At 73.2% G+C, this 15,558-nt stretch carries 19 protein-coding genes and 1 pseudogene; 6 read left to right on the top strand and 14 right to left on the bottom strand.

The features are described 5' to 3' along the window. Positions 1-13: 13 nt before the first annotated feature. Both CCN42_RS07420 and CCN42_RS07415 read right to left on the bottom strand, forming a co-directional pair. Positions 14-547, bottom strand: a pseudogene (locus CCN42_RS07420) (DinB family protein). A 96-nt stretch (positions 548-643) separates the two neighbouring features. Continuing rightward, complete coding sequence (locus tag CCN42_RS07415; protein WP_169731420.1) at positions 644-1,297, bottom strand: HD domain-containing protein; 654 nt, start codon at positions 1,295-1,297, stop codon at positions 644-646. Between the two features lie 136 nt (positions 1,298-1,433). On the opposite strand from CCN42_RS07415, the gene CCN42_RS07410 reads away from it, so the two are divergent. The 3 genes from CCN42_RS07410 to CCN42_RS07400 all read left to right on the top strand — a co-directional run bounded on the left by CCN42_RS07410 (position 1,434) and on the right by CCN42_RS07400 (position 3,301). Continuing rightward, positions 1,434-2,387, top strand: coding sequence for a GlxA family transcriptional regulator (locus CCN42_RS07410; RefSeq protein ID WP_245877186.1), 954 nt, complete (start codon positions 1,434-1,436; stop codon positions 2,385-2,387). Between the two features lie 89 nt (positions 2,388-2,476). Continuing rightward, positions 2,477-2,968 carry a hypothetical protein gene (locus tag CCN42_RS07405; RefSeq protein ID WP_086733931.1) on the top strand — a complete coding sequence of 164 codons (492 nt, stop codon included), beginning with the start codon at positions 2,477-2,479 and terminating at the stop codon, positions 2,966-2,968. Positions 2,969-3,010: 42 nt separating this feature from the next. Beyond that, a complete protein-coding gene (locus tag CCN42_RS07400) occupies positions 3,011-3,301 on the top strand; it encodes a hypothetical protein (RefSeq protein ID WP_339384146.1) in 291 nt (96 codons plus the stop codon). A gap of 48 nt (positions 3,302-3,349) precedes the next feature. Here the strand turns inward: CCN42_RS07400 and CCN42_RS07395 are convergent, their stop codons facing one another. The 9 genes from CCN42_RS07395 to CCN42_RS07355 all read right to left on the bottom strand — a co-directional run bounded on the left by CCN42_RS07395 (position 3,350) and on the right by CCN42_RS07355 (position 10,040). Next, positions 3,350-4,387 (bottom strand): alpha/beta hydrolase, encoded by a 1,038-nt coding sequence (locus tag CCN42_RS07395; protein WP_086733929.1) that lies wholly within the window; start codon positions 4,385-4,387, stop codon positions 3,350-3,352. 99 nt (positions 4,388-4,486) lie between these two features. After that, positions 4,487-4,744 carry a dihydrofolate reductase family protein gene (locus CCN42_RS43690; RefSeq protein WP_211294649.1) on the bottom strand — a complete coding sequence of 86 codons (258 nt, stop codon included), beginning with the start codon at positions 4,742-4,744 and terminating at the stop codon, positions 4,487-4,489. Positions 4,745-5,165: 421 nt separating this feature from the next. After that, complete coding sequence (locus CCN42_RS07385) at positions 5,166-5,576, bottom strand: effector-associated constant component EACC1 (RefSeq protein WP_086733927.1); 411 nt, start codon at positions 5,574-5,576, stop codon at positions 5,166-5,168. A 125-nt stretch (positions 5,577-5,701) separates the two neighbouring features. After that, positions 5,702-6,385, bottom strand: a complete 684-nt coding sequence (locus tag CCN42_RS07380) for a polysaccharide deacetylase family protein (protein ID WP_086733925.1) — start codon at positions 6,383-6,385, stop codon at positions 5,702-5,704. An 87-nt stretch (positions 6,386-6,472) separates the two neighbouring features. Continuing rightward, positions 6,473-7,162 carry a glycoside hydrolase family 11 protein gene (locus tag CCN42_RS07375; RefSeq protein WP_086733923.1) on the bottom strand — a complete coding sequence of 230 codons (690 nt, stop codon included), beginning with the start codon at positions 7,160-7,162 and terminating at the stop codon, positions 6,473-6,475. 378 nt (positions 7,163-7,540) lie between these two features. Continuing rightward, a complete protein-coding gene (locus CCN42_RS07370; RefSeq protein WP_086733922.1) occupies positions 7,541-8,089 on the bottom strand; it encodes a TetR/AcrR family transcriptional regulator in 549 nt (182 codons plus the stop codon). Positions 8,090-8,099: 10 nt separating this feature from the next. Beyond that, positions 8,100-8,681, bottom strand: coding sequence for a sugar O-acetyltransferase (locus tag CCN42_RS07365; protein ID WP_086733939.1), 582 nt, complete (start codon positions 8,679-8,681; stop codon positions 8,100-8,102). 81 nt (positions 8,682-8,762) lie between these two features. Then, entirely contained in the window at positions 8,763-9,011 is a 249-nt protein-coding gene (locus CCN42_RS07360; RefSeq protein WP_245877185.1) for a hypothetical protein, read from the bottom strand. Positions 9,012-9,059: 48 nt separating this feature from the next. Beyond that, positions 9,060-10,040 (bottom strand): helix-turn-helix domain-containing protein, encoded by a 981-nt coding sequence (locus tag CCN42_RS07355; protein ID WP_422641136.1) that lies wholly within the window; start codon positions 10,038-10,040, stop codon positions 9,060-9,062. Between the two features lie 97 nt (positions 10,041-10,137). Here CCN42_RS07355 and CCN42_RS07350 point away from each other — a divergent pair, with 97 nt between their 5' ends. Together CCN42_RS07350 and CCN42_RS07345 are read left to right on the top strand one after the other, a co-directional pair. Next, a complete protein-coding gene (locus CCN42_RS07350; RefSeq protein WP_086733918.1) occupies positions 10,138-11,199 on the top strand; it encodes a saccharopine dehydrogenase family protein in 1,062 nt (353 codons plus the stop codon). A 79-nt stretch (positions 11,200-11,278) separates the two neighbouring features. After that, positions 11,279-11,839, top strand: coding sequence for a GNAT family N-acetyltransferase (locus CCN42_RS07345; protein ID WP_086733937.1), 561 nt, complete (start codon positions 11,279-11,281; stop codon positions 11,837-11,839). A gap of 19 nt (positions 11,840-11,858) precedes the next feature. Here the strand turns inward: CCN42_RS07345 and CCN42_RS07340 are convergent, their stop codons facing one another. Beyond that, positions 11,859-12,743 carry an oxygenase MpaB family protein gene (locus tag CCN42_RS07340; RefSeq protein WP_086733916.1) on the bottom strand — a complete coding sequence of 295 codons (885 nt, stop codon included), beginning with the start codon at positions 12,741-12,743 and terminating at the stop codon, positions 11,859-11,861. Between the two features lie 164 nt (positions 12,744-12,907). Here CCN42_RS07340 and CCN42_RS07335 point away from each other — a divergent pair, with 164 nt between their 5' ends. Continuing rightward, positions 12,908-14,077, top strand: a complete 1,170-nt coding sequence (locus CCN42_RS07335; protein ID WP_086733914.1) for a spore photoproduct lyase family protein — start codon at positions 12,908-12,910, stop codon at positions 14,075-14,077. A gap of 10 nt (positions 14,078-14,087) precedes the next feature. Here CCN42_RS07335 and CCN42_RS07330 read toward each other — a convergent pair whose 3' ends face one another. Continuing rightward, positions 14,088-14,576: an MSMEG_6728 family protein gene (locus CCN42_RS07330; RefSeq protein ID WP_086733912.1), complete on the bottom strand. Its 489-nt coding sequence runs from the start codon at positions 14,574-14,576 to the stop codon at positions 14,088-14,090. 20 nt (positions 14,577-14,596) lie between these two features. Then, positions 14,597-15,493 carry an SDR family oxidoreductase gene (locus CCN42_RS07325; protein ID WP_086733935.1) on the bottom strand — a complete coding sequence of 299 codons (897 nt, stop codon included), beginning with the start codon at positions 15,491-15,493 and terminating at the stop codon, positions 14,597-14,599. Between the last annotated feature and the right edge of the window lie 65 nt (positions 15,494-15,558).

Here is a 15,558-nt window from a genome sequence, read left to right as displayed (position 1 = left end):
TTGCGGACACGGCCTAGGTCGCGCTCACCCGCCCGCCTCGACGCCGGCTGGGGAAGGCCGGTGACCGCCAGGCCCGCCACAGGTCGCGGAGCAGGGCGACCTCGGCCATGGGTGGATGAACTCCAGGTCGCCTCCCGACAGGACGGTGACGAGGGGGTCGTCGGGGTGGGAGCCGTAGGGGTACTGCGAGAAGCCGACCGTGTCGAGCTGCTCCTCGGTGACGGCGGCGATGCTGTCGCGCCAGCGGTCGACCGTCCTCCGGAACCGTTCGAGGGCCAGGCCGGCGGAGGGGGTGAAGTCGACCAGCGGTCTCGTGTCCTGCCGCTGCTCACCGAAGGCCCACTCCCATCCGCCCGCCGCCGGGCCTGAACGCCCTGGGTGTCACCGCCTCCTCACGACGCCGGATCGACCAGCAGCCGGGCACCGGCTCCCACAGGTACTCCTCGTCGCCGAGCCCGGTCAGCCGCACCTCGGCCGTCTCCCTGGCCTGGTCGAACTGGTCGAGCAGCAAGCCCGGTCGGTCGGTCCGCGCGCCGTCGGTCCCCATGCCCGGCTCCGCTCGCGGTCACGTCGTGTGCGTCAGCCGCTCAGGGGAAGCCAGTGGCCCTCGTACGAGGGCGCGACCCTTTCCGCCGCGGGCCGGTCAGTTGCCCCAGCGGCCCGCGTCGGCGTGGGTCTCCATCCAGGTCGTGTACGGCGGTGTGGACCTCTCACGCAGCAGCTCGCCCGCGACGGTGAAGTGGGGGGCCTTCTCCGGGCGTCGGCGGGCCTGCGCCACGATCTCGTCGGTGAGGGTGGTCGCCATGGACAGCCGTGGGTAGGCGGCGTGGATCCGGGCGCCGGTCGCGTCGTCGACGCATTCCGTGCCGAGTCCGAAGTCCATGCCGGTCCCCCTGTGCACCAGCGCGCACAGCGGGCCGCGGCGCTCGGCGATCCCGGGCGAGGTGTGCAGCGCGATGGCCTCCCACACGGCGTCGACGTCCGGTGCCGGCAGGCCCTGCGCGGTGAGGAACTCGGCGGCCGTGTCCGCTCCGTCCACCTCGAACCGCTGGTGGCGGTCCCCGGCCTCGGTCAGGCCGATGTCGTGCAGGACGCAGGCCAGGAACAGGAGTTGGAGGTCGTAGTCCCGGCCGGGGACGGCGCCTTCGTGGTCGGCGCGCAGGCGGGCGAACAGGTAGGCCCGGATGCTGTGGTTGGCGGTCGCCGTGGATTCCGTGTCGCGCACCAGTGCCAGGGCGCGGCGGGCGATCGGGGTGTCGGGGAGCGACGGGACGCCGCTGATCGTCTGCGTGGTCATGGCTCCATCGTCGGTGGCGACTTCGGGCGGCGACAGTGGCAGGATTGCCGCCGTGCGCGAGGAAACTGCCTACCGGTCGGCGGACGTCGACGCCGGTGTCCGTGAAGGCCGGACGCACCGGGTCGCCGTGTTGGTGCTGGAGGGTGTTCTGCCCCTGGACCTGGGGATTCCGGCCCAGGTCTTCACCGCGGTGCCGGGCAGTCCCTACGAGCTGACACTGTGCGGACGGTCGGCGGGCCCGGTGCCGACCGCCGCCGGTTTTGACGTGACGGTGGCGGCGGGCCTCGAAGCGATGCTCGGCGCGGACACCGTCGTCGTACCGGGGTACACGCCGCACGGGCGCCCGTTGCCCACCGTCGTGCTCGACGCACTGGCCGACGCCCACCGGCGCGGCCGGCGGCTGGTGTCCGTCTGCACCGGCGCGTTCGCGCTGGCCGCCGCCGGGGTCCTGGACGGCTGCGCCGCCACCACCCACTGGCTGTACGCCGATGACCTCGCCGTGCGCCATCCGCGGGTGCGGGTGGACCCGAAGGTGCTGTACGTCGACGAGGGGCGGGTGCTGACCTCGGCCGGTGTCGCGGCCGGTATCGACCTCTGCCTGCACCTGGTCCGGCGCGATCTGGGAGCCGCCACGGCCAACGAGGTGGCCCGCACACTGGTCGCGGCGCCGCACCGTGACGGCGGGCAGGCCCAGTACATCAGGCGCCCGCTGGCCGACGCCGCGGACCCGGCCACGCTGGCCCCGACCCGGGCGTGGGCCCTCGACCGCCTGCACGAGCCGTTGACGGTCCGTCAGCTCGCCGCGCACGCGCACATGGCACCGCGGACCTTCGCCCGCCGTTTCGTGGCCGAGACCGGCACCACCCCGTTGCGGTGGCTGCTCGCGGCCCGGCTCGACCGGGCCCGGGAGCTCCTGGAGAGCACCGGTCTCGCCGTCGACCAAGTCGCCGAACGGTGCGGTCTGGGCAGCCCGTCCAATCTGCGCCTGCACTTCCGGCGCGTGCTGGGCACCTCGCCCACCGCCTACCGCGCGACGTTCGCGCCCCCCGAACCCCCGGGTGACGCGGCCCCGTCGGGTCGCCGAGGGTGATCACGGCGTCGGGGATGCGGCGGAACGGTGTGATGACGGCAAGGGGGACGGCAGTGAGGGGTCCCCAGCGCATGGCCGATGATGGGTCGATGAATTCGAACACGCCCTCCCCCGCCGACGACCGGGAACCCGCCGAGCACCGGCGTTTCGCCCGCTATCTGGAGGCGTTGGAGACCGTCGCCGAGGCGGACGAGGCGGGCCTGGTGGCGGCCGTGCTCGACGACCGGGACACCCTCATGGCCGACAGCGCGGTGAGCCGCCATCTGGACCGCCGGGCCGCCGACCTGCTCGGTGGTCCCGCGTTCGCCGAGTGGGTGCGCACCCTGGCCGACGTGGTCGCCGGCAGCGACTTCCTCACCCTCCGGCTGCGGGAGTGGAGCCTGCTCCACTCGATCGCCCGGGGCAGGCCGTGGACCACCGACGAACTCACCATGGCCTCCGACTGGTTCCAGCGCACCGCCGTGACCACGCCGGCCGTCACCGACCCCGACGCCCTCGGACTGCTGGCTCGCAGCGGACGGACCCGCCGGGTCCGCGTCGCCGCGAGCCGCCGGCTGCGGGAGGTGGGGAGGGCGGACTGACCGGAGCCACGGACGGCAGCCGGTCACCGCCCCTTTATGATCATGACTGTGGATTCCGTCGCTCTTTCGCTCATCGCACTGATCGTCTTCGTGTCCGTCATCGGCCACGAGGCCCGCTTCTCCCGGCTCGACAAGCGTCTTGCGCGCATCGAACGCAAGGTGGATCTTCTGCTCGGCCATCTGGACGTGCCCGTCGAGGACCCCGAGATGGACGCGGTGGCGGCACTCGCCCGCGACGGCAAGGCGGTCGAGGCGATGAAGGAGTACCGGCGAATCACCGGTGCCGGGCTGAAGGAGGCCAAGGAGGCCGTGGACCGACTGCAGGCGCGGTGACTTCGGCGGCCCCGCCTGCGGGTGCGGGGCAGCCGCACCCGCAGGCGTTCAGCGGTCGTCCCGCCCGGCGGTGAGCAGCCCGGTCAGCCACGCCCGGCGGGTCTCCTTGGCACGGCGGGAGAGGCGGGCCTGGGGAAGGAACTCGTCGAAGCCGTGGAAACCGCCGGGCCACACATGCAGCTCGCAGGGGATCCCGGACTGCCACAGGCGGCCTGCGTAGGCGACGGTCTCGTCGCGGAAGGTCTCCGCGGAGCCGACGTCGAGATACGCGGGCGGCAGGCCCGTGAGGTCCGCGGCACGCGCCGGGGCGGCGTGGGCGGGGACGCCCGGCGCCCCCGCGGCACCGTCGAGGTGGGCGTTCCAGGCGGTGGTGTTGGAGGCCCGGTCCCACATGCCCCGTCCCGCCATCTGGCGGCTGGAGCTCGTGTCGTTGCGGTCGTCGAGCATCGGGGACAGCAACATCTGGGCGGCCGGCGCCGGTCCGCCGCGATCCCGGGCCAGCAGGGCCAGGCCCGCGGCGAGACCGCCGCCGGCGCTGGTTCCCACCGTGATGATCCGGGCCGGGTCCGCGCCCAGTTCCGCGGCGTGCCGCGCGGACCACACCAGGCCCGCGTAGCAGTCCTCCAGCGGTGCCGGGTGGGGGTGTTCGGGGGCGAGCCGGTACTCCACCGACACGGTCACCGTTCGCAGCGTCCGGGTCCACACCAGAACGTCGGACATGAGGTGCCGTCGGCTGCCGGCGATCATGCCGCCGCCGTGCATGAAGTACACCAGGGGCAGCCGCGAGTCCGCGGGGGCGGCGGCGGGACGGCAGATGAGCACGGTGACCTCCGGGGCGCCGGCCGGCCCGGCCACCGTGCGTTCCTCCCACACGACCTCGCCACCGCACCCCAGGGCCTCGTCGCCGAGCGCACCGGCCGCCGCCGCGGCGCGGACCGCGGGGATGGCCTGCGGGGTGAGCGGAGGCTGCTCGCCCAACGCCTCGAGAGCCGCCGCCAGTTCCGGATCGAAGGGGACGGGGGGCAAGTCCGCGGGAGGGGCGGTGGCAGAGGGCGTGGGAGCGTCGCCTGTCGTCCGACGGGTCATGTATGTGCTTCCTTCCGGAGGTCCGTGCGGGTACGGGTGCCCGCGAAGGGGCTCACGGGTGCCTCCGTCCGGCCGGCCGTCGCGCGCCGCGCGTCTACGTCACCGGTCCCCGGCAGGCTCGTACACGGCGATGACGACGCCGGTGCCGGTCGTCGCGCCGTCGATCAGCCGGAAGGCGGTCGGATGAGAGCCGGAGTCCGTGAACAGCCGGCGGCCCGCACCCAGCGTCAGCGGGTGGATCAGCAGGACGAGTCTGTCGACGAGGCCGTGCGGCAGCAGTGACCGGACCAGCACGCCGCTGCCGAACACCACCAGATTCTCCGCCACCTCGCCCTTCAGCTTCGACACCGCTGCCACGGCGTCCCCCCTGGAGCAGGACGGAGTTCTGCCAGGCCGGCGGCGCTGTCAGCGTGGTCGACACCACGTACTTGCGGACCCGGTTCAGCGCCTCGGTGAACGGGTTCGGCTCCTGCCGGGGCCAGTAGGCCGCGAAGCGCTCGTACGTCGTCCGCCCCGCCAGCAGGGACCACGCGTTCGTCATGTGCGCGCCCATCGTCTCCTGCATCGCGGGATCCTGGCGCGCGAGCGCCCAGCCGCCCTGCGCGAAGCCGTCCCGGCGGTCCTCGTCCGGGTGTCCCGGGGCCTGCATGACTCCGTCGAGGGTGAGGTGCTCGATCACGACGACCTTGCCCATTGCTGTGTGCCCTCCTCGGTGACCGGGGGCCGGACGATTCCGGCCCACCCCCTGGGAACGACGGACGTCCGCGAGGGGCAACCCTCATCGGCCGGCGCGTCGGGCCCGGTCGCCCCCAGGGGCGGGTGCCGTTTCCACGGCGGCGGTCAGGCGCCGGGCCAGCTCGGCCCTCTGCCGTGGGTCCAGACTCCTCACCCGGGTGGCGCTGACGGTCGTCTCCGCCCCGTCGGGCCGGGTGATCGTGACGGTCTGGTTCCCCCGTCGGCTCTGCGCCCATGCCACCACGACGGCGGCGAACACCGCGGCGATCCGGCCCGGCTCCAGCATCGCGACCAGCGCGTCGGTCACCGCGCCCGGGGCACCGGGTGGTGGAGCACCGTCCGCGGTGCGGATCCGGCCGCGCAGTTCCGGCTCGGCGGTCAGCCAGCGGCGCAGGTCGTGGCCGCTTTCGTCCGCTCCCGCGTCGTCGCCGCGGACTGTGACGAGGATGCGCATGACACCTCAAGGCAGCGCAGTGCGCGGGGCAACTGACCGCGAGGACCAGCCGAATGGCGCGGCGGCCCGGAGGCTGCCGCGCCAGGGGTGCGGACGTGCGGGTGCGACCGTGTCCGGCCGCCGGGTCAGGGGGCCACGGCGCGGCCGGTCTCCGGGGAGATCCTGCCGGAGCACAGCCCCTTGCTCGCCAGTGTCTGCGCGATGCGCGGAATGGCGGCGCGCGCGTTCGCGGACCACTCGTGCATGAGGATGATCTGGCCGTTGGTGAGCCGGGCGGCGGCCTGCACGATGGCGTCGGTGCTCGCGCCGTTCCAGTCCTGGGAGTCGACGTCCCAGATGACCTGTGTGAGGCCGTACTTGGCCGCCGCCGACCGCACGGTCGTGTTGGTCTCACCGTACGGCGGGCGGAACAGCCTGGGTGTGCCGCCACCCGCGCCGGCGATGGCCTGCTGGGTCCGGGCGATCTCGGAGTCGATCTGGGCCTGGCTCAGCTGGGTCAGGTGCGGGTGGGTGTAGCTGTGGTTGCCGATCCACATCCCGGCGCCGGCCTGGGCGCGGACCTGGGACGGGTAGGCTGCGGCGTACTGGCCCTGGTTGAACATCGTGGCCCGCAGCCCGTTCTGGCGGAGGGCGGTGAGCAGGGCCGGTGTGTGCGTGCTGGACGGGCCGTCGTCGAAGGTGAGCCCGACGTAGCCGGTGCACGCGGCGGCGTGTGCGGGGGCGGCTTCGGCGGTGAGGGTGAGGGTGCTCGCCACGGCCGTCGCGGCGATCGCCAGTCTCACGGCCGGGGAGCGTGGTGTGCTGGGCATGCGGGGTGGGTCCTCCTCGTCTGCGGTGTGACCGCGGTGGGGGTGCGTCGAGGGCGGGGGCTGCCGGGTCCGGGTGCTGACGGACGTTCAGCCGCTGACCGTGATGCTGGAGTTCCCGCTGCTCTGGTACCCCTCGGTGGCGAGGATCATGTAGTAGTTGAAGCTGCCCAGCCGCATGCCCGCGCGGGCCCACGCGTCGAAGTGGTTGCCGGTGGTGATGGTTCCGCCGGTCCTCTTCGACTGCCGGACGCTCCAGTACTGGTTGAAGGTCTTGACGCCTTCCACCGAGGGGGCGTTGTACCGGGTCGTCTGGTAGATGTCGTACGTGCCGCCGTCGCTGGTGACGGTGCCCTTGTACGTTCCGGTGGGCCGGTAGGTGCCCCAGTTGTCGACGATGTAGTACTCGACGAGGGGGTTCGAGGTCCAGCCGTAGAGCGTCAGGTAGCCGTTGCCGGACGGGTAGAAGCTGCCCGAGTAGCGCACGGTCCTGCGTCCGCCGTTGCTCCACCCCTTGCCGCCGACCCAGTTCCCGCAGTTGGTCCAGTTGCTGCGGTAGCTGCCGCCCGCCGCGAGGGTCATCGAGACGGAACCGCCGCCGTCGGTCCAGAACGAGTAGTAGAAGCCGTTGTGCGTGCCGGTCTGGTTGGTGGTGATGACCGTGTCCGCGTGGGCGGTGGCGGGCACCAGCAGGCCGGACGCGGACGCGGCCAGCGTCAGGGCGCCGGCGCGGCCGATGAAGCCCCTGCGGCTCATCGAGGGGGCTGGGGCGTTCTCCATGCTTCCTCCAGGTGAGGGCTCGTGACAGGCCGACCGGCGTCGTGCACCCCGCGGCGCTGGACGCGCCTCGGCATGGGCGGCCATGGCGAGATGAGGGAATGTCCGCGCCGTGCGGCGCGGTGGAGCCGCCTCCGCTGACGGGAGGCTCGATCGCTGGAGAGTATGTGCCCGGCTCGGGACGGTGGTCAATGACTCTGTTTCCGAAAGTCCTCCGAAAGTTCGCCGCTGATCAACCAGTTGACTGCTCGAAATGTTTCGCTGGCCGGAGAGGCTGAGCGCATTGGCCAGGCTGGTCCACAGAAGGAGTTGATCGGCCGAGCGCAACGCTCGCACAGCTTGGCGAAACATTCGGAGACGCGGATGGCGGCCGGGGATCCCTCAGCGACCGGTGGCGGTGATGCGGGTGACGGCCTCCAGCGTGAGATCCCGGTCATGGGGCTCCCGGGCCAGTGCGCGGTGCAGCGTCAGTCCCTCGATCAGGGCGTCCAACTGGCGGGCCGTGCCGGGGTCGAAGTGCTTCTCCAGGTGGGAGCGGCTGCGCGCCATCCACTCGTGGGTGAGTTCCCGGAAGGCGGGTCGGCGGGCGGCGAGGGTGTACAGCTCCTGGGTGAGGACGAGGTCGCGCCGGCTTCCCCCGGACAGTGCGTGGACGAGGTCGGCCACTGCCGATCTCGCCTGGTCGCGGTCGGCAGGAGGAGCCAGGTGCGCGTCGAACAGCGCGACGATGTGGTCGGTGAAGTGACGGAACGCCTCCCTCAGCAGATCGTCCATGCCGCCGAAGTGGTAGGTCATCGACCCGAGCGGCACACCGGCGCGCGCGGCGATCTTGCGGTGGGAGACGCCCGCCACGCCCTCGTCGGCGATGAGGTCGAGGGTCGCGGCGATGATGCGCGCGCGGCGCTGGGGGTCGGCGTGCCCGGTGGCCACGGCGGGGCCGTCACAGAGTCCGGACGGGCCGGGCGGGGTTGCCCACGGCGACGACGTTCGCGGGAACGTCCTTGGTGACGACGGCACCGGCGCCGATCACGGAGTTGTCCCCGATCGTCACGCCGGGCAGGACGATGGCACCGCCGCCGATCCAGACGTTGTCGCCGATGGTGATCGGCTGGGCGGCCTCCAGCTTGTCGCGGCGCGGCTGCGGCTCGAGGGGGTGCGTGGGGGTGAGCAGCTGGACGTTGGGACCGATCTGGCAGTCCTCGCCGATGGTGATGGCCGCGACGTCCAGCGCGGTGAGGTGGTAGTTGACGAAGGTGCGCGCACCGATCGTGATGTTGCTGCCGTAGTCGACGTACAGCGGTGGCCGCACGTGCGCCTCGTCGCCCAGGGAGCCGAGCAGTCCGGCGAGGAGCGGCCGGGCGGCGTCGGCGTCCTCGGCGTAGGCGGCCTGGTAGCGGGCGGCCAGCCGTACGGCCTCCTGCTGGCGGCGGGCGATCTCGGGATCGTCGGCGATGTACAGGTCGCCCGCGAGCATGCGCTCCAGGTTGGTGCGGGGGTCGTCGGCGAAGTAGTCCATCGGCATGCGTACGATCGTACACTCCGAGGTGTACGAACGTACGCTCCCGCTCTCGGCCCGCGCCGGGCCCACTGGGGGCCGGCCTCCTCAGTGCTGGTCGGGGCCGGCCTCGTCCGCATCACTGCCGGTGCGGCTCGGCTGGCCGCCGCCACTGGTGCCGTAGCCGCCGGGGACCCCCGGGACGCTGTCCGCGTCCGCCTCCTCACGGCTGATGTGACGGACCGCGCGGACGTTGGACCGGCGTTCGCCGTAGGGGTAGCTGAACGGCTGGGACTCGGCGCGCTCCTCCTCGGCCTCGCGGATTTCCGATTCGGGCTTCTTGTCAGGATTCGTCATGCTTTGCGAGTAACCCGGCGGCCCGCCGGTATGCAGGTGCCCGGCACCTCACGGCAGGATGGCCGCGGAGGGCCGGGAGCGGAAGGTGCGGCGGTAGGTGTCCGGAGGGACGCCGACGGTGCGGTTGAAGTGACGGCGCAGCGTGGTCGCGGTGCCCATGCCGGTGGCCGCCGCGATGGACTCGACACTGTCGCCCGTGGTCTCCAGCAGTTCCTGGGCGCGACGGATGCGCTGCGTGAGGAGCCACTGCAGCGGGGTGGTGCCGGTCACCGCCCGGAAATGGCGGCCCAGGTGGCGGGAGCTCATCCGGGCCCGGCGGGCCAGGTCCTCCACGGTCAGCGGCTGGTCGAGGCGTTCCATCACCCAGGGGAACAGCGCGGAGAGCGGGTGGTTGCCGGGCGCGGGCACCGGCGTGGTGACGAACTGGGCCTGACCGCCGTCGCGGTGCGGCGGCACGACCAGGCGCCGGGCGAGGGCGTTGGCGACCGACGAACCGTGGTCGAGGCGGACGAGGTGCAGGCACAGATCCATGGCGGCCGCTTTGCCGGCCGAGGTGAGCACGCTCCCGTTGTCCACGTAGAGGACGTCCGGGTCCACCCGCACCCGGGGGTGGCGGGCGGCCAGGGCCTCGGTGTGCGCCCAGTGCGTCGTCGCGCGCATCCCGTCCAGCAACCCGGCGGCGGCCAGCACGAACGCGCCCGTGCACAGGGAGACCACCCGGGCGCCCGCCTCGTGGGCGGCGCGCACCGCGTCGACCAGGTCCGCGGGCGGATCCTCGTCGACGTCGGCCCAGCCCGGCACGATCACCGTGTCGGCGTGCGCGAGCCGGTCGAGGCCGTGGTCGGGTTCCAGCCGGAACCGGCCGACCCGCACAGCGGCCGGCCCGCAGACGGCGAATGCGTACCAGGGGTCGGCCCCTGCCACCGGGTCGCCGCCGAACACCTCGTGGGCGAGGGACAGTTCGAAGTGCAGCATCCCGTCAGTGAGGGCCATCGCGACAGTTCTCACGTCCGGAATTGTACGGGTCATGTCGTTCCGGACACTCGTGGCGGGTGCCGTTCCTCGCGAAGATGTTCACGACAGACGGCAGCGGGGCCTGCCGGTCGTTCCAGCACAGGAGAGAACCATGGGTCAGGGACACGAGGTCGTGGTGTTCGGCGCGTACGGGCACACCGGACGCTTCGTCGTGCGAGAGCTGCTGGAACGGGGTTTCGTCCCGGTTCTCTCCGGACGGGACGCCGACAAGCTGAAGGAGCTGGCGTCGTCCGTGCCCGGACCCGGTCCGCGCCCGGCGTCCGTGGACGATCCGGCCTCGCTCGACCGCGCGCTGGCGGGCGCCGCGGCGGTCGTCAACTGCGCCGGGCCCTTCGCCGCGACGGCCGGCCCCGTGATCGAGGCGGCGCTGCGCGCCGGGATCCCGTACGTCGACGTGGCGGCCGAACTGGAGGCGATCGTCGACACGTTCACCCACTTCTCGGACCGCGCCCGCGCCGCGGAGGCGGTGATCGTCCCCGCCATGGCCTTCTACGGCGGCCTCGGCGATCTGCTCGTCACCGCCGCGGCGGGTGACTGGACGGAGGCCGACGAGGCGCACATCGCGTACGCGCTGAGCGGTTGGCACCCCACCGCCGGGACGCGTGCCTCGGGCGCGGTCTCCCGGCAGCGGCGGGACGGCCGGCGCCTGCGCTACACCAACGGGGAGCTGGAGTACCGCCAGGACGCGCCTCCCACCCTTCAGTGGTCCTTCCCGGAGCCGATGGGTGCGCGGACCGTCATCGGGGAGTTCACCATGGCCGATGTCATCACCGTTCCCCGTCACCTGTCCATCCCGGACGTGAGCTCCTACATGACGGTCGAGGCGGCCCGGGAGGTGACGGCCCCGGACACCCCGGCGCCGTCCGCGGCCGACGAGCAGGGGCGGTCCGACCAGACCTTCCTCGTCGACGTCCTCGTCCGGTCCGGCGGCATTGAGCGGCGCGCCGTGGCCAGGGGCCGCGACATCTACGCCGTGACCGCGCCGCTCGTGGTCGAAGCGGTGGACCGCATCCTCTCGGGGCGCACCAGGACGGTCGGGGTCGCCGCGGCCGGTGCGATGTTCGACGCCCCTGACTTCCTGCGGGCGCTCTCCTCGCACGTCTCCTTCGAAGTGCTGCCGGCCCGTCAGCAGGCGGGAGCCCTGGGCCGATAAACGAGTGGCCCCGCCTCCCTCCGGGCGTAGGATGATCACTTTCCGATCCGCGCTGGTCGCGACCACCTGGAGGGTCACCATGTACGCGATATCGCTCGGCGACGACGGTGCCGAACTGCGCCCCCTCGAACCGTGGCGGGCGGAGGAGTTCCTGGCGCACGTGGACCGGGGACGGGAGTTCATCGGGCGGTTCATCGCTCTGCCGGACGCGGCCGAGGACCTGCCGTCGGCCCGCTCCTTCCTCCAGTCGTACGCGGAGAAGACGGCGAGCGACACCGGGCGGATCCTCGGCATCTGGGCGGACGGCAAGCTGGTCGGCGGAGTGCTGTTCCGCACGATGGACGTGGTGCAGGGCACCGCCGAGGCGGGCTGCTGGCTCGAACCGTCCGCGGTGGGCCGGGGCCTGGTGACCCGGGCCGCCCGCGCCATCATCGACTGGGCCGTCGAGGAGCGGGGCATCCACCGGGTCGAATGGCAGGTCGCCTCGGCGAACGACGCCAGCATCGCCGTGGCCCGGCGGCTCGGGATGACGCGTGACGGCGTCCTGCGGCAGAGCTACCTGCACCGGGGGCAGCGGCACGACATCGAGATCTGGTCGGTCCTCGCGCCGGAGTGGCGAGCGGCGAAGCAGGCGTCCTGACGGGGCCGGCCACGCCAGGTCAGGCGCGGCCTCCGTGCGCCCGCTCCCGGGGCGCGGTCATCGCCCACCGGATGCCGGCGGTCACCGCCGTGCCGAGCGGGCGTATCCACAGGTCCTCGGCGACCGGCAGCCGGGGCAGCCACAGTTCCCGGGCGGCCCACGGCGGCAGGAGCGAGACGGCGGACGCGGCGACGGCCCCGTAGGGCAGCCGGGCGAGGAGCGGGACGGGCGGGCGCAGCAGCAGGTAGCGCGCCGTACCGCGTGCCTCGGGGGTCGCCCGCAGCTCGCCGCGGTAGGCGGCCAGCCGTTCGGCGAGTGCGGCGCGGTCGGTCGGCGGGTCGGGTACGCCGAGCGCCGCGGCGATGCGGGCCATGTCGGCGACGTACCCGTCGCAGCCGGCGTCGTCGAGGGGGCGGGCGCCGTAGCGCTGGTGGGCGCGCAGGAAGCTGTCGACCTCCGCGATGTGCACCCAGCAGAGCAGGCGCGGATCGGACGCGGAGTAGGCGAGACCGTCGGCGGTGGTGCCGCGGACCCGCTCGTGGACGGCGCGGACCCGGTCGCAGGCCTCCTGGGCGCTGACTGCGGGACCGTAGGTGGTGACGGCCAGGAAGGTGCTGGTCCGCTGGAGCCGTCCCCAGGGGTCGCCGCGGAAGCCCGAGTGCGCGGCCACGCCGGCCAAGGCGAGCGGATGCAGCGACTGGAGCAGCAGCGCGGACAGGCCTCCTATGAACATCGAGGCGTCACCGTGCACCCTGCGGATGGGCCGGTCCGGGCCGAACCAGCGGGGGCCGGGTGTGCCATGGATGAGGGCGCGGTTCTCGGCGCCCTCCGGCCCGGCGACCCGGGAGAAGATCGCCTCGCCGACCCGGTCGCGCAGGGGGACGAGGTCAGAACGGAGTCTCATCGGGCCGCCTCCTCGGGTGCGGGCCGCCACCGGATGGGGTCCGGCGCGTCCCTGCACCATTCTCCGGCATGGACGCTGCTGCCCTGGTCATACGAAGTGTCCGCCTAGAGTGGAACGAGAGGCCCGTCCCGGGTCTTCCCGTACCACCCGCAGCGGAGCCCGCCATGCCCCACCCGTCCCCTCCCCCGGACGACGACTCCGGCACCCTGTTCGGGCTCGACGCGCTCGCTCCCGCCCCGGCCGGGCAGGGCCCGTCGTTCCGGGACTCCCCCACGGCCCGCCGGCTCCTGCCCGTGCGGGAGATCCACGCCGAGCCCGCGGCGGCCGCCTCCCCGCGCGGCCGGCAGATCATCGCCCGGTTCCCCGAGGCCAGGGTGATCACCGTGGACTCGCACTGGCGCATCCCCGGGCTGCACGGCAACGAGGGCAACGTCGAACGCTGGGTCCGCGTCAAGGGCGAGACGCTGGTCCTCGGTGAGAGGAAGAACCTCACCACCCGCCCCAACGGCCGGTCCGCCGACTGGATCGCCCCCGGGCCGTCCAACGGCTGCGCCATGGCCTGCGCCTACTGCTACGTGCCCCGCCGCAAGGGATACGCCAACCCCGTCACCGTCTTCACCAACATCGAGCGGATCATCGCCCACCTCGCCCGCCACGTGGCACGGCAGGGACCCAAGAGCGAGCCGAACCAGTGCGACGCCGAGTCCTGGGTGTACGACATCGGCGAGAACGGCGACTGCTCGGTGGACGCTCTGATCTGCGACAACACCGCCGACCTCGTGCGCGCGTTCCGGCAGTGGCCCACCGCCAAGGCGTCGTTCGCCACCAAGTTCGTCAATCCCGACCTGCTCGCCCTGGACCCGCGGGGCCGCACCCGGATCCGCTTCTCGGTGATGCCCGCGGAGGACTCCCGGCTGCTGGACGTACGTACCACTCCCGTCGCCGAGCGCATCCGTGCCGCCGCGGACTTCCTGGACGCCGGGTACGAGGTGCACTTCAACCTCTCCCCCGTGGTGGTCCGCCCCGGCTGGCAGGACGCCTGGACGGAACTGCTGAAGCAGCTCGACGACGTGCTGCCGCAGCGGGTGAAGCGGCAGGCCGCCGCCGAGGTGATCATGCTGACGCACAACCGGGACCTGCACGAGGTCAACCTCGGCTGGCACCCCCGCGCCGAGGACGTCCTGTGGCGACCGGACATCCAGCAGGCCAAGCGCTCCGAGAACGGCGCGCTCAACGTCCGCTACCGCAACGGCGTCAAGGCGCGGGCCGTGGACGACCTCCGCGACCTGATCGGCCGCCACGCGCCCTGGCTGGACGTCCGCTACGCGTTCTGACCCGGCGGTTTCACCGGCCGGCGGACGCCTGCCGCGGCTCACGGTCCGACGCCGGCCACACATAGGGCAGGTCGTCCGGCACCCCGGGGAACAGGGCGGCGTACACCTCCCGGTCCTTGCGGACGAGGGCCGAGCGGTGGCTCTCGTGGAACGCCTCGTCGCCGAGCCAGGGCGGCAGCTCGCCGGCCTCCGCCAGCTCCTCCTGGTGGCGCACCGCGAGGCCCGGCCGGTGCGCGGCCAGCCCGGCGACCAGGGAGGCGGCGCAACTGTCCTGATGGCCCTGCTCCCGCCAGGCGCGACAGATCTCCAGGCCGTACCGCACGAGCGCCTCCTCGTACCCGGACCACATCCGTACGGCCGGGTGCCGGCGCCATCCGTAGCCGGGCACGGTCAGGCCGCGCAGCACCTGAAGTGCCTCGACCCGCTGCTTGCCCAGCCGGCGCCGGTCCAGGAGCAGAGCCGTCCGCCGGAAGTCGGGATCGGGCAGGAACGTCTGCATCGCTCAACGCCTCCGTTACGTCAGCCGGACGGGCGCCCAGGGTCCGTGCGGGCCGCGGACTCGTCGGCGCGGCCCCCCGCCCCCAGCGGTCCGGTGTCGCCGAACGCCGGCTCGGCCTCCAGCGTCGGCAGGTGCCGACGCGACACCCGCAGCACCACGGGTGGCAGCGCCGCACGCGTCACCTGGACCAGACGCAGCCAGGCGGGGACGTACACGGTGGTACGGCGCCGTTCCACGGCCCGGCCGAGCCGGGCCGCGACCAGTTCCGCCGGGTACACGCGCCGCGCGGGCGGCGGCATGTGACCGCGCAGCTCCCGCAGCACCAGGTACTGGTCGGCGTCGCGGATCATGTCGGTGTCCGTCCAGTTCACATAGGCGATGCCGACGGCCACCCCGCGGTGCGCCTCCTCGGCCCCCAGCACGTGGGCGAAGGCTTCGACGCCCGCCTTGGAGGCGCAGTAGGCGCTCATCAGGGGCGCGGCGCCGAAGGAGGCCAGCGAGCCGACCTGGAGGTAGTACCCGGCGGTCTCCCGCAGATCCGGCAGGAACGTCCGGGCGGTCAGGGCGCTCCCGGTGAGGTTGACGTCGATCACGCGGCGCCAGCGGTCCGGGGCCGAGGTGGCGAAGGGGCCGCCCTCCGCGATCCCCGCGTTCGCGACGACGGCCGAGGCGGGGCCCAGCCCGGCCCGTATCCGCCGGGCGGCCCGGTGCAGTTCCGCGCCGTCGGTGACGTCGACCTCGTGCACCAGCGCCGGGCCCGGCAGCGACCGGGCCACCGCTTCCAGGGCGTCCCGCTCGTGCCCGAGCAGGGCGAGCCGGGCACCGCGCCCGGCCAGGTCCCGGGCCACGGCCGCGCCCAGCCCGCGGGCTGCCCCGGTGACGACGACGGTGCGGTTCGCGAGCGGGCCGTGGGTCATGGGGACCATCTCCCCTCGTCGTTGCGTCGCGGCGGTGGGCCGGAACTCCCGGAGCACCTGCCGCG

Origin of the sequence: Streptomyces glaucescens (assembly GCF_002154375.1) — a bacterium.
Classification (GTDB): domain Bacteria; phylum Actinomycetota; class Actinomycetes; order Streptomycetales; family Streptomycetaceae; genus Streptomyces; species Streptomyces glaucescens.
The sequence above is the reverse complement of the archived record's forward strand: the minus strand, read 5'-3'. Positions and strand labels throughout refer to the sequence as shown.